The sequence below is a fragment of the Suilimivivens sp. genome (genome assembly GCF_037359455.1).
In the GTDB taxonomy this organism is placed as follows: domain Bacteria; phylum Bacillota; class Clostridia; order Lachnospirales; family Lachnospiraceae; genus Suilimivivens; species Suilimivivens aceti.
Window position 1 is genome coordinate 1 of the sequence record NZ_JAXXXI010000041.1, and the last position, 13,445, is coordinate 13,445.

Consider the following 13,445-nt stretch of genomic DNA (forward strand, 5'->3'; position numbering starts at 1 on the left):
AAGAGAGAGAAATCATGGGAGAAAGAAGGGGCAGAAGAGAAGGCAGAAATGAAGGCAGAAGAGAAGGAAGAAACGAAGGCAATTTAGAAAAGACGAAAATTGTAGTCCGTAATCTTCTGCGAATGGGATTTTCTGTAGATGATATCTGTAAAGCTGCTGAATGTGCCCCTGCACTGGTAAAAGAAATTCAGGATTCACTGGTTTGAGGCTGCTGCTTTGAACCATGTGCTGTTGGAAAACAAGGAGATTAATAAAACGCACAAAATAAATGAAATAAAAAGACCAAATGACAAAGTGAATTCGGTTTGTCAAAGTAAATGTCTTGTCAATCCCTGCCCTCTTGTCGGACAGGGATTTTTCTGTGTGAAAAATACTTCAAAAACAGATGATTTTAAAAAATACGGCATAAGAAAGAGTTTTTAATTCATATTCTGCAAGATCCATTCTGAAAGCCTCCAGATAGCTCATTTTTCATCCATCAGCATCATAAAAATTCCATGGATTGCTATTGATATCGTGTCCAGCTTTTACCCAGCGTCGCAGGGCACTTCTCTCGGAAACTGTCATAGGAACTAAAGTTTCAAACTCCAGAAGTCTGTCATGTAGGACCATACGTTCTATAGGCAAAAGCGGGCGGCTCATTTTTGCTCACCTTCTTTCTTGAAAACGAAAGGACTGAGGGTTACATCATCCGGAGAGATCCTGGTACATCCAAGGAGTTTTAAAATTTCCGGACCATACAAAAATTCCATCACTTCGTAAGGTGACTTATCTCCTAAACTGGAACGGCCATAGGAATTAATGTGATTCATCATTACCGAAATATCATCCTGAGAGAAATCATCCATGGGAGTTCCTTTGGGAATGAACATGCGGATGAATTCATGGTTCCTTTCAGCAGATCCCTTCTGATGTGGGGCAGATGCATCACAATAAAAGACCTTTGTCCGGTGGTTTCCCTGCCTGTCGGATTCCAAAGCTTTGGGATTGGAAAATTCGCTTCCATTGTCACCTAAAAGGACTGGCATTAGTGACATAAATCTGTCCGGACGCAATTCAAAATAAAGCTGTTCAAACACATCAATGACAGATTGGGAATCATTGTGGTCTCTGAGATAAGCAAGCATGAATTCAGCTTTTACGAAATGAATGGTAAGAAGAACCTTTCCACCTTTACGACCTTCCACAGAATCTATCTGTGTAACCGGCAGATCAGGATGCTCCCGGATATAAAGCTGGTAATCAGCATAGGTACGCCAAAGACGGCAGCTCTTATCTACTTTGTATACTTTCTTTCTCTTTCGGCGGGCATAACGGACTTTTCTTGGAAGATCAATGTTTTTTGCATCAAAAAGGCCATAATCTATAAGACGGTACATAGTACTTTCACTCACCATAACCGAATCCGGATGGTTAACACAAATATGATGCAGGGACTGCTTCTTTTTCAAAAGAGGGGAAACAATGCCGTTCAGGTGGGCAATATCATCTTCTGTCAGGGAAATACCTGATCTGGCTTCAGACAGTTTCTCTTCGTACTGCTTTTGCGCAGAAACAGGATCATAGAGATGCTTCTGTAAAGTACAGGAGCAGTTACGTTTTGGACAGCCATTACAAACATAGGGAGGTTTCCCCAGCAGGCGGCAGGAATCAGGGACATACCGGGAACATACAGAATTACAAAGTTTACACTGGTTACAGTGAGAGCGAAAACGTCTGAAACCACATTCTTTGCAGAGAAAGCTGGAAGTACACGAAAATCTGTGCTTACAGTTATTATAGGGACAGCCGGGAGAACCTACATTTTTAGTAATAGTATGGGAACGGATTTCCCTGGAAACAGTGGTAGGACTTTTACCCAGTTCATTAGCGATTGCCTTGAAGGAACGACCTTCTTTCAAGAGCTCTTCAATTCTTATTCTTTCGTCAGAAAGTAAATGTTTATTTTTATTCATAGCGGTACCTCTCTCCTTTACACCGGGGTACAGCAAAAGAATGATACCATGCCAGAGGGGAATATAGCTATTTATTTTTCATAGTAAATGCAACTGCTATGATTTCCTAAAGTAAATGCAACAAAAATATATGTGAGGGGTTGCATTTACTTTGAAAAATAAGAAATAAGAAATATTTAAAAATTTCAAAAGATCTATAAAGTATTTTGGGGTTTCTCCGATATACATAACAAGTAAAGCAAGATAATTGCTTACGAATCTTAACAGTGATGATTTTTGGTGGTGCGTACGACTGTCAGAAGTCATTACAGTCAAAAATGAGTCGCAGGGAAGCGACCTTAAATTCAAGGAGGAATATACTATGGTAGTACAACACAATCTTACAGCAATGAACTCTAACAGAATGTTAGGAATAACAACCAAGACACAGGCTAAGTCAACTGAGAAGTTATCTTCTGGTTACAAGATCAACAGAGCAGCAGATGATGCAGCAGGTCTTTCTATTTCCGAGAAGATGAGACGTCAGGTAAGAGGTCTGACACAGGCTTCTGCAAACGCTCAGGATGGTATTTCAGCAGTACAGACCGCTGAAGGTGCTCTTGCAGAAGTTCAGGATATGCTTCAGAGAATTAACGAGCTGGCTGTTAAGGGTGAGAATGGAACTCTTACAACTCAGGACAGAAGCTACATCGGATCAGAAGTTTCCCAGCTGATGAATGAAATCGATCGTGTTAAGGAAACAACTACTTTCAATGAGCAGAGCCTGTTAAATGGTTCTTTCACAAAGAAGGGACTTCAGGTTGGTGCAGAATCTAGCAAGAACAACAAGATCATGGTAACTATTAAGAACATGGGAGTTGCTTCTCTTGGTGCTGCAACATATGCATCTAAGTTATCAGCTATGAAGGCAAGCACAGCTTTAAAGACCGCAGCAGCTGTTGTTAAGAAGTTCCAGAACTTTGCTAGTATGAGTTCTGCAGACAAGGTTGGTAAAGGTAAGCTTACAGCATCCAACTTCGCAGGATTGAATGTATGGGCTAAGTCAGCTATTCAGGCTGTTTCAGAGCAGAGATCTGATCTTGGTGCTATTCAGAACCGTCTTGAGCACACCATCAACAACCTGGATAATGTTGTAGAGAATACAACAAGTGCTGAGTCTGCTATCCGTGATACAGATATGGCTTCTGAAATGGTTAAGTATTCTAACAACAATATCCTTGCTCAGGCAGGTCAGGCTATGCTTGCACAGTCTAATCAGTCTAATCAGGGTGTTCTGTCCTTACTTAGCTAATAGTTAGAGAAATAGTGTAGAGACAACTACCAAAAAGGAATCGGATTCTCTCCGATTCCTTTTTTTTAAGAGAATGCAGGAGAACAGACAATGAATTTTCCAGATTCCTATTTTGAAGATGAAGTAAAAGCGGGATTTTTTGTAAGTGCTAAAATGAAAAGCTACTGGGCAATGCAGCTTGAAGTGTTGAATGAGATTGACCGGATCTGCAGAAAACATCATATTCAGTATTTTGCAGAGTGGGGCACATTGCTTGGAACGGTTCGACATCGTGGATACATTCCGTGGGATGATGATATGGATATTGCCATGAAACGAATGGACTACGAGAAATTTCGAAAGGTATTACCTGGAGAACTGCCCAAGGAGTATGCTGTTTTAGATTATGAAGAAGATAAGGACTACTGGGATGTTATGACCAGGGTGCTGAATGCAGAATTTGTGGATTGCTCACCGGAATTTCTCGATAAATACCATAACTGTCCCTTCGCGGGAGGTGTAGATATTTTTCCCTTAGATTATGCATCCAGAAATCCGAAAGAAGAACAGATGCAGAAAGAACTGGTTGAGCTGGTTAAGACAGCAGCTGATACTAATGGAGCAGGTTTGATGAACTCAGAAGAACTGGAAGAATGGCTTGCTTATATTGAAAAAGTGTCTGGACAGAAGATTGACCGACAGGGAAATATCAAGAATCAGTTATATAAGATTGTATGTGCCTTGTATGCTTTGTTTGGAGAAGAGGAAGCAGACAATATTGCAGCTATGCCCCAACGAATGGAGAATGGAGGGCATCTTTATCCCAAAGAATGTTATGCGGATTCTATTTTAATGCCTTTTGAAAATATTATGATTCCGGTGCCAGTTGGCTATGATTGCATTTTAAAACTGAAGTATGGGGATTATATGAAGAGTGTTCGAAAGGGAGGAAGCCATGATTATCCTCTTTATGATAAACAGGAAAGATATCTGAATGAAAAAGGAGTTTCCTTTCCTCAATATAAGTATACGGAAAATAAGGAAAAGAAAAAACCTATATTTTCAATAACATTACAGGAAAAACTCCAATTGCTTATAAAAATTCATGAGCAATTGGAAGTGCTGATGCAGTACGGTGAAAAAGAAACAGTTCTTCAATTATTGCAGGAAATGCAGAATGTTGCAGTGGGAATCGGAGAGTCTATAGAAAAGAAAGTGGGAGAGGGAACACAAACCGTAGCGTGTCTGGAGCAATACTGCGAAATGGCTTATCAGGTTTATGAAATGATCTGCGAGCAGGGAATGCCTGATCCCGGGGAAGTACGGACGATTCTTGATGAGACAGTACAGATGATCATGCAGGAAGCAGAGCAGATGAAGATTCGCAGAGAGGTTGTATTCATGCCGTACCATGCATCCCACTGGAGTGTACTTGAGAGCCTTTGGCAGAAAGCATCTGCGGATGAAGACTGTGATGTGAAAGTAGTCCCCATTCCTTATTATTATAAAAAGCAAATGGGAGCAGCTTTAAGTGAGATGCAATATGATGGAGATCAATTTCCTGCTTATGTACAGATCACACCTTATTATGAATACTTTGTGGAAAATAATCATCCGGATATTATTTACATTCAGAATCCATATGATCAGTGGAACTACAGCGTAACAGTAAATGAAAAATATTACTCAAGTGAATTGTGGAAGAACACAGAGCAGTTAATTTATATTCCATGGTTTAAGATTGATGAAATGGATCCGGAAGACGAAAGAGGTCTGAAAAGCAGAGAATATTTCGTGCCGTTTCCGGGAATTGTGAATGCAGATCAGGTGATTGTCCAATCAGAAGCCATGAAACAGAGCTACGTAGAATACCTGTGCCAGTGGGCAGGGGAAGAAACACGGTCAATCTGGGAAGGAAAAATTCAGGGAACAGGAGCAGCGCTTTATGAAATGAAAAATGAAGTGCAGCGTCCTGCAGAGTGGCAGGATAAGAAACTGATTCTGTATTATATCAGTGGAAACGGACTTCTGGAGCATAAGGAAAAGATGATCTCCAAAATAGAATATGCCTTGAAAGTATTTGAAGAGCAAAAGGAACATATCCATGTGCTTTGGGTGCAGGACGAAAGCTTAAGAGAAAGATTGCTTCACAGGGTTCCGGGCGTACTGAAAAAATATGAAAACCTGCTTAAGAAGTATGATGGAAAAGACTGGATTACCATAGAGGGACCACTGGAGGAAGAGAAAGCGGTGGAAATGGCAGATGCATTCTATGGGGATGCCGGAAGGACAGCGCAGCTTGTGAAACAGAGTGAAAAACCGGTAATGCTGCAGGATGTAGAGATTCAGGAGTGATGATCAGATCGTATGACAGAGGATAGTCAGGATATACAGATGAAAAAAGAAATACCGGTATCTTTTCTGCTGGATGAAGTAAGATGCGGATTTGTGATTCCTGCAGCGATCAAGCAGGCGTGGGCAGCGGAACTCACTGTCCTTCAGGAAATTGACCGGGTCTGCAGAAAACATCATATTACATATTATGCTGACTGGGGAACACTTCTTGGATGTGTACGACATGGAGGTTTTGTCCCATGGGATGATGATATAGATATTGTCATGAAAAGAGAGGACTACATCCGCTTTCTGACAGTAGCAGTCCCGGATATGGAAGAGGGATATGCTGTGCAGACCTTCCATAATCAGCCGGATTTTTGGCTATTTATGGGAAAGGTGGTCGGCAAAAATCACTTCTGCTTTGAAAAAAAGCATCTGCGCCGGTTCCATAATTTCCCTTATATCGCCTGTGTGGATATTTTTGTACTGGACTATGTTTACAGGAACCGCGATAAAGAGGAAAAAAGAAAAACCATCTGCAAATACATGCTTGGAATTGCAGATGGGATTACAGAGGGAAAAATACAGGATAAGGATAGGGAATGGCATCTACGCAGATTGGAACAGATGACAGGACAGCATTATGAACGGATAGAAGATCCGGTGGAAATGGCAAGATATCTTTACGGGGAGGCAGAAAAATGTTTTGCCTGGGTGCCGGAGCAGGAGGCAGACCATTTGGTACAGATGTTTCCATGGGGGCTGAAAGAGCAACCGCATTATTATCCAAAGGAATATTATGGGGAGCCTGTTTATCTGCCATTTGAATATACAGAAATACCGGTTCCTAGTCTTTATGATAAAATGCTCAGGGAAAGGTATGGCGATTATCTTCGGCTGGTAAAAAATGCCGGTGCCCATGATTATCCATTTTTTGAAGGACAAAAGAAGAATCTGCAGAAAGTGCTGGATTTTCCCCTGCCTTCTTTTAAGTTTGACAGAGAAAAATTGGAAAGAATCAGAGAAGAACTGGAATATAAAGAAAAATCCTATAAAACAATGGGAGAGGAATGCTTACAGGAGCTTCTTACCCTGAAAGACCAGATCATAAATACATATCAAATGCAGGAATCAGATGTGACAGTGGAGGCAATATCTGTGAGCCAGCAGCTTGCTATTGATTTTGGAACTATGCTGGAGCAGGCAGGCTTTGAAAAGCATAAAATCATCGGATTACTGGAACGATATTGTGAAGAACTGTACCGGTTATACCAGCAGTGTTCTACAGGTGGATGTGTAGAGATGGGAACGCATGATCTTTCTGGCATTATGCAGAAAATAAAACAGGAGTGGAGAGAGAATGTCAGTTCTAAGGAAATTGCGTTGTTTCTGATCAGTTATCCAGGTGAATGGGATAATATCCGGTCTCTGTGGGAAGAAAAATGCAAGGATATGAACACTATGCCATATCTGGTTATTTTACCCTGGTATAATAAGGATTACGATGGATCTCCAATGAAATGGCATACATGGAGTGCAGGGGATTTCGCAGAAGCAGCCGGATTATCTGACGTGGAGAAAAAACAGATTCTGGATGCGAAACAGCTGACGGCAGAGTATCTGGAATTACTTCGTCCGGAACAGATCTATAGCCAGAATCCATACGATGAATGGAACCCGAATATCAGTGTTCCTCCTTTGTTTTATGCAGTGAACCTCCGGAAATATACAGAGGAGCTGATTTATGTATCTCCGTATGGAAAAGGAGAATTATATGGAAAAGATTCCAGAGAATACGAGAATATGCAGTATTATGTAACCATGCCCGGAGTGATGTATGCAGATCGGATCCTGCTTAATTCGGAAGACAAGAAGCAGTGGTACATTGAAAAGCTGGCAGAGGCTGCTGGAACAGATACCCGTGCTGTCTGGGAACAGAAAATTCTGGTGAGAAAACCGGAAGCGGCTGATAAGCAGATACATAAGAAAAGACTGTTATATGGAATTGGTCTTGGTACCTATCTGGAAGAACCGGAGGCGGAAAGACGAAAGATCAGGAATAACCTGCATATCTTTGAAGAGCATAAGGATCAAATAGAAGTTACTATACATTTGTTCCCTGAGAAGACAGGCACTGCATGGACGGTAATAAAAAACGAGATCAGGGAGCTGATTCAGGAGACCCTTGGCATGCCTGACAGAATGAATATTAACTGGATGCCGGGGGAAGAACAAGTACTGCAATATGATCTGTATGATGCCTATTACGGGGATCCGATGCCTGCTGTTATGAAATTTTATGAAGAGAAAAAACCAGTCATGATCCAGAATATGCAATGCCAGGAAAAGATCTGATGACAGATTAAAGATATGTATGGTACTATATTATAAAAGCTGTCTGGAGGTATGAAAATGGGAAGCTATCTGAATCCGGGAAGTGAATGTTTTAAAACCAGTTTACGTTCTCAGATATATGTTGATAAAACATTGTTGATAGCACAGGTGAAGATGCTTCCACATTGTTTGAAGGACTGAAAATCAGTAAAGACGAATCATTCAAAGAACACCTGAACCGGTATGATGTGATTAAAATCAATGTACAGGAATTTTTGAGCGCAACACATAATGTGGATGAGATGCTGAAAGCCCTGTAGAGACGTGTATTAGCAGAATTAAAGCAGGCTTATCCAGGTGTTGCAGAGGGAGAACAGCTGATATGGGTGATGATGGATGTATATGCACAGACAGGTCGTTCTTTTGTTATTCTGATCGATGAATGGGATTGTCTGTTTCGCGAGTATGCCAGTGATACAGAGGCACAGAAAAATTACCTGGATTTTCTGCGGGCATGGCTCAAGGATCAGTCTTATGTAGCACTTGCCTATATGACGGGGATTCTTCCAATTAAGAAGTACGGTTCGCATTCTGCCCTTAATATGTTTACGGAGTACTCTATGACAAATCCAAGAGAACTTGCAGAATATTTTGCCTTTACGGAAAATGAGGTACGCGAATTGTGTACGGAATACCAGATGAGCTTTGAAGAAGCTAAAGCATGGTATGATGGGTATGAGCTTGTGACTAAGAGTGCCGAAGGTGATACCGTACTCTCCATGTACAGCCCCAAGTCAGTGGTGGATGCCATGCTTAGTCATACATTTGACACGTATTGGAACCAGACCGAAACTTATGAGGCATTGAAGATTTATATTCAGATGAATTTAGATGGACTAAAGGATGCCGTGATCAGGATGCTTGCCGGTGAATCAATAGAGGTAGATATCAGTGGTTTTGCCAACGATATGACTACATTTCATTGCGCAGACGACGTTTTTTTCGTTGTTGATTCATCTGGGATATCTTACTTATAACAGAAATACCCGTTGTGTTTCAATTCCTAATCGTGAGGTCAGTGAGGTATATATGACTTCTATTAAACGTATTGAAGATTGGGGAGAGGTAATGCGCTCTATCATAGAATCTAAGAAACTTTTGGAAGCTCTGTGGGCTATGGATGCAGAAGCAGTTGCAGAGGGGATTGATCGGGCACATGAAGAGATCTCTATTCTTCAATATAATGACGAAAATTCGCTAAGCTGTACGATCAACCTTGCTTTCTATTATGCTCGTGAATATTATACGATTATCAGGGAGCTACCTACAGGAAAAGGCTTTGCAGATATCTGCCTGATTCCCAGACGATTGCATTCGGATAAGCCTGCTGTAGTAATTGAACTGAAAAAAGATCAGAACGCACAAGGTGCCATTGATCAGATTAAACAGAAGAATTATGTGAAGGCACTGGAAGACTACAAAGGAAATCTGTTGCTTGTCGGTATCAATTATGGCAAGGACAAAAAGCATACCTGTATCATAGAGAAAATTCAACTGTGAGGGGGTAGATGGGGAGAATTTACTTTGGCAATTGAGAAGCATTTCGAGGCAAAGAGACTGTGGTGAAAACAGGGTAAATAAATAGTGGAATATGCCGATATACAATATAACGAATAAGATTCAGGATGAATTGTGATGATGCATGGAGGCATAGTTAAGGTGATTAAGCCGGTTGGATTGTCAGATTCAACCGGCTCTTTTTGAACTAAGGGTTATGTATTATCAGAAGATAGAAAGTGTTTTAAAAGTGGGGAGATTAAAGATGCAGAATAATATAAAGGTTAATATGGAGAGAGGTTGGCCGTGCAAAGAACAATTACAATTATCAATGCCAATGCTTGATTTGGTGAGGTCAGAAACAAATCTTGAGTTAGAATGTGATTATAGGGGATATGCAGGGACAGGGGGAATAGAACCCATAAAGAAAATTTTTTCCGAGATTATGCAAGTTCAAGATAGTCAAATATATATTGGCTCTACAATGAGTACTACATTAATGTTTGATATTGTTTTTAGAGCAATGTATTTGGGATTGAATGGGCACGAGGCATGGAGTAGGCAAGGAAAAATTAAATTTATTTGTCCGGCTCCGGGGTATGAAAAGCATTTCAAAATTTGTGAAATGCTAGGGATAGAAATGGTACCTGTGGCTATTGATGAACAGCAAGTCGATATTGATAAGATAGAACAGTTAGTAGCAGAGGATTTATCAATTAAAGGAATATGGTGTGTACCACTTTATTCAAATCCAACAGGAACGATTTATTCGGATGAAGTTATTAGCAGATTGGCAACAATGAAGGCAGCAGATGATTTTAGAATTTTCTGGGATAATGCGTATGTTGTCCATCATTTGACGGAAGAAAAGATAGAAATAAAAAATATCATAGAAGAATGTGAAAGTGCTGATAACATAAATAGAGTATTTGAGTTTTTTTCAACATCAAAGATTACTTTCCCAGGAGGTGGAGTGGCTGGATGTGCATCAAGTGTTGAGAATATTAAATGGTTAAAAAAAACAATGCTTTTGCAGCTTAAATCGGGAGATAAAATAAATGAGTATCGTCATGCGCTGTTTCTAAAGAATAAAGAGAATGTATTAAAACATATGGAGAAACATAGAAAAATTATTAAACCCAAATTTGATATGATTGACGAAATGCTAAAAGATAAGTTCCATAATAAGGAACTGGTAGAGTGGAATAATCCTAAAGGAGGGTATTTTGTTAATTTGAAATTGCAACCGTATCAGGCAACCCGGGTTTATAATTACTGCGGGGAAAATGGTGTATTAATTACTCCATCAGGATCTACATTCCCTTACGGAAGGGATACATATGATCAGTTTATTAGACTGGCACCAACTTATCCAACTATAGATGAATTGGAGTATGCAATCGAAATTTTATGCAAAGCAATCGAGAACAGATGAAGTGAGGAAAATAATATGAAACGGGCTATAATACTTGCAGCTGGAATGGGAACTAGACTAAAACCATATACCGATAAAGAACATAAGTGTATGACCAAAGTAAATGAAGTTCCTATTATTTATAATGCACTCTGTATATTGGAGAAATGTGGAATAGATGAGATAGTAATCGTGTTAGGGTATTTAAAAGAAAGAGTAAGAACTCAAATTGCTAAATTTGGCATAAAGGCAAAAATTACATTTGTTGATAATGATGAATTTGCATTTACAAACACAATATATTCGCTTCAAAAGGCTTTACATGCAGTTACATCTGTTGCAGATGAGCTATATATATTAGAGGGAGATGTTTTTTTTGAACAATCGATTATAGAAGAGTTAATGGCTTGCGAACATGAAAATGCTACTGTATTAGAACCATATAATGATAAGTTGGAAGGTACATTTGCTGAACTAAATAAAGAAGGTTATGTAATTGATTGGAGACATAAATCAGATCAAAATGAGAGATTTATATTAACTGATAAATACAAGACTGTGAATATACATAAATTTAATAATACTTTTGTTGAAAGTGTATTTATCACTCAATTGGATCAATTTGTAAAAGATAATGGAAAAAATGTTCCAATGGAGAAATTATTAAGAAAAATAGTCCAATCTGATCAAAATCTCATATGGGGAGACATTTTAAAGAAAAAGAAGTGGTTTGAGATAGACGATATAAATGACTTGCAGATTGCAGAGAAAATTTTTGTATAGAGAGTTAACGTATGGATATGAATTGGAAAAAAATATGGAGTAGTAAAAAGACTATATTGTCAGAGATTGATTCGGAAGACGAAAAATCAATTTTTATGGAATTGAAAAGATTGACAGGAAATGATACGACGGGGAATGGAGTGTCATATGAAGTATTGATGGATCGAATTGAACGATTTATGTCAGAAATGACTTTTTCTGAAGAAAAAGAAAAAAGAAAAAGTATCTTTGAAGTTGGATGTGGAAGTGGAGCCAATCTTTATGTTTTCATAAAGCAGGGATATCAAGTTGGAGGCTTGGACTATTCAGGAGCATTAATCGAAGTTGCAAAGCAAATAGTGAATAAGCCATTAGAATTGTATTGTGAAGAAGCTAAGGAAATGGATACGGCTATTAAATATGATATTGTTTTTTCTAATTCAGCATTTGAATATTTTCCAGATGAACAATATGCAATAGATGTATGCCAGAAAATGATTGAAAAGGCCAATAAGTGTATAGGAATTTTAGAGGTTCATGATCCTATATTGAAGACGGAGTTCATTGATTTTAGACGTAAAACTATTCAGAATTATGATGAAAGGTATAAAAACCTAGATAAGCTGTTTATAAGCAAAGAATTATTTCTAAATATAGCAGAGAAAAACGAGTTGGATATTAAGTTTGTTAAGCCTAGAATTCAAGGGTATTGGAATACAGATTATATTTATGATGTTTATATGTATAAAAGAAAGTAGGTAGAACAATGAAAGATAAAGATTACTGTATGAGTTCTTTTTTGACATTCCGTTATATTGTTGATGATAATAAATCATTTAGTAACAAGCTTCCACACCGGATATTTAATTATATTCCGGAGAATGAGAAATTTATATGTTTCACAGCGGAAGATATTAATCAATATTTACAGAAACAACTTTTGGATATAGATCCTCAACATACAGGCTTATTATTAAGTGGGGGAATAGATTCAGCAATATTGGCATCTTTTATGCCCAAGGGAATGAAAGCATATACAGCAAGATGTATAGCTCCTAATGCAGTTGATGAAACAAAACAAGCAAAAAGATATTGTGAGATTAATGGCTTGATTCATAAAATAGTGGATGTAACCTGGGATGATTATGATAAATACATGGATCAATTGATGCTATATGATGGGTGTCCGGTTTTTGCAAATGAGCCACAAGTATATAAATTAGTAAGGGAAATGAAAAAAGATGGGATCACCAAAATAATATATGGTGATTCAGCTGATATGGTATTTGGTGGATATGATAGGTTGCTATCAAGGGATTGGACATATGAGGAATGGAAGAACAGATTCTCATTTGTAAAACTTGATAAAGTTTTACATCAGTGGACCAATATGGATTTGGTTTATGAAAGATATAAAAAGCCGAATGGAAATATTGATTATTTGTATTTTATGGATATAGTTTTTAATGCATCATCATCAGGAGCTTACATTAATGCATTTGATTATGGAAAAATGGATTATTTAGATCCATATGCAAGATTGAAAATGGGAGATAAATTGGATTTAAGCAGGGTGAGAAATGGCGAAAGTAAATATTTACTTAGAGAGTTATTTAAGATGAAATATCCAGACCTTGATATACCAGAAAAAATAGCAATGGCAAGAGCTGTAGACTATTGGCTTAAAGAGTGGAAGGGTCCAGAAAGATATGAGTTTAAGCCAGAATGTACTAGGGAAATGAGTGGAGAACAGAAATTCTTAGTATATAGTTTAGAAAGATTTTTAAATATCGCAGATATAGATTGATTGAGGTGC

The 13,445-nt window shown here is 38.5% G+C and carries 10 protein-coding genes and 1 pseudogene; 10 read left to right on the forward strand and 1 reads right to left on the reverse strand.

Annotation, left to right across the window (positions count from 1 at the left end; translation table 11 throughout):
• Positions 1-206, forward strand: a pseudogene (locus WJQ40_RS07630) (hypothetical protein); the annotation flags it as partial.
• A gap of 432 nt (positions 207-638) precedes the next feature.
• On the opposite strand, the gene WJQ40_RS07635 reads toward WJQ40_RS07630, so the two are convergent.
• The gene (locus tag WJQ40_RS07635; protein WP_337539032.1) at positions 639-1,955 is read right to left on the reverse strand and encodes an IS30 family transposase; all 1,317 of its coding nucleotides are present in this window, start codon (positions 1,953-1,955) and stop codon (positions 639-641) included.
• Between the two features lie 361 nt (positions 1,956-2,316).
• On the opposite strand from WJQ40_RS07635, the gene WJQ40_RS07640 reads away from it, so the two are divergent.
• The 9 genes from WJQ40_RS07640 to WJQ40_RS07680 all read left to right on the forward strand — a co-directional run bounded on the left by WJQ40_RS07640 (position 2,317) and on the right by WJQ40_RS07680 (position 13,436).
• Positions 2,317-3,246, forward strand: a complete 930-nt coding sequence (locus WJQ40_RS07640; protein ID WP_337539034.1) for a flagellin — start codon at positions 2,317-2,319, stop codon at positions 3,244-3,246.
• Positions 3,247-3,336: 90 nt separating this feature from the next.
• On the forward strand, positions 3,337-5,580 hold the full coding sequence (locus tag WJQ40_RS07645; protein ID WP_337539036.1) for a LicD family protein: 2,244 nt from the start codon (positions 3,337-3,339) through the stop codon (positions 5,578-5,580).
• A gap of 39 nt (positions 5,581-5,619) precedes the next feature.
• Positions 5,620-7,917 (forward strand): LicD family protein, encoded by a 2,298-nt coding sequence (locus tag WJQ40_RS07650; RefSeq protein WP_337539038.1) that lies wholly within the window; start codon positions 5,620-5,622, stop codon positions 7,915-7,917.
• Positions 7,918-8,285: 368 nt separating this feature from the next.
• Positions 8,286-8,933: an AAA family ATPase gene (locus tag WJQ40_RS07655; RefSeq protein WP_337539126.1), complete on the forward strand. Its 648-nt coding sequence runs from the start codon at positions 8,286-8,288 to the stop codon at positions 8,931-8,933.
• Positions 8,934-8,985: 52 nt separating this feature from the next.
• Entirely contained in the window at positions 8,986-9,456 is a 471-nt protein-coding gene (locus tag WJQ40_RS07660) for a PD-(D/E)XK nuclease domain-containing protein (protein WP_337539042.1), read from the forward strand.
• A 262-nt stretch (positions 9,457-9,718) separates the two neighbouring features.
• A complete protein-coding gene (locus tag WJQ40_RS07665) occupies positions 9,719-10,888 on the forward strand; it encodes an aminotransferase class I/II-fold pyridoxal phosphate-dependent enzyme (protein ID WP_337539043.1) in 1,170 nt (389 codons plus the stop codon).
• A 15-nt stretch (positions 10,889-10,903) separates the two neighbouring features.
• Positions 10,904-11,650, forward strand: coding sequence for a phosphocholine cytidylyltransferase family protein (locus tag WJQ40_RS07670; RefSeq protein WP_337539044.1), 747 nt, complete (start codon positions 10,904-10,906; stop codon positions 11,648-11,650).
• Positions 11,651-11,661: 11 nt separating this feature from the next.
• Positions 11,662-12,387: a methyltransferase domain-containing protein gene (locus WJQ40_RS07675; protein WP_337539046.1), complete on the forward strand. Its 726-nt coding sequence runs from the start codon at positions 11,662-11,664 to the stop codon at positions 12,385-12,387.
• An 8-nt stretch (positions 12,388-12,395) separates the two neighbouring features.
• Positions 12,396-13,436 carry an asparagine synthase C-terminal domain-containing protein gene (locus WJQ40_RS07680; protein ID WP_337539048.1) on the forward strand — a complete coding sequence of 347 codons (1,041 nt, stop codon included), beginning with the start codon at positions 12,396-12,398 and terminating at the stop codon, positions 13,434-13,436.
• Positions 13,437-13,445: the final 9 nt, after the last annotated feature.

Bases quoted from the DNA above. Each gene is read 5' to 3' on its own strand.
- WJQ40_RS07640 (WP_337539034.1), top strand. From the start codon at position 2,317: ATGGTAGTACAACACAATCTTACAGCAATGAACTCTAACAGAATGTTA.
- WJQ40_RS07655 (WP_337539126.1), top strand. From the start codon at position 8,286: ATGATGGATGTATATGCACAGACAGGTCGTTCTTTTGTTATTCTGATC.
- WJQ40_RS07635 (WP_337539032.1), bottom strand. From the start codon at position 1,955: ATGAATAAAAATAAACATTTACTTTCTGACGAAAGAATAAGAATTGAA.
- WJQ40_RS07650 (WP_337539038.1), top strand. From the start codon at position 5,620: ATGAAAAAAGAAATACCGGTATCTTTTCTGCTGGATGAAGTAAGATGC.
- WJQ40_RS07670 (WP_337539044.1), top strand. From the start codon at position 10,904: ATGAAACGGGCTATAATACTTGCAGCTGGAATGGGAACTAGACTAAAA.
- WJQ40_RS07660 (WP_337539042.1), top strand. From the start codon at position 8,986: ATGACTTCTATTAAACGTATTGAAGATTGGGGAGAGGTAATGCGCTCT.
- WJQ40_RS07645 (WP_337539036.1), top strand. From the start codon at position 3,337: ATGAATTTTCCAGATTCCTATTTTGAAGATGAAGTAAAAGCGGGATTT.
- WJQ40_RS07675 (WP_337539046.1), top strand. From the start codon at position 11,662: ATGGATATGAATTGGAAAAAAATATGGAGTAGTAAAAAGACTATATTG.
- WJQ40_RS07680 (WP_337539048.1), top strand. From the start codon at position 12,396: ATGAAAGATAAAGATTACTGTATGAGTTCTTTTTTGACATTCCGTTAT.
- WJQ40_RS07665 (WP_337539043.1), top strand. From the start codon at position 9,719: ATGCAGAATAATATAAAGGTTAATATGGAGAGAGGTTGGCCGTGCAAA.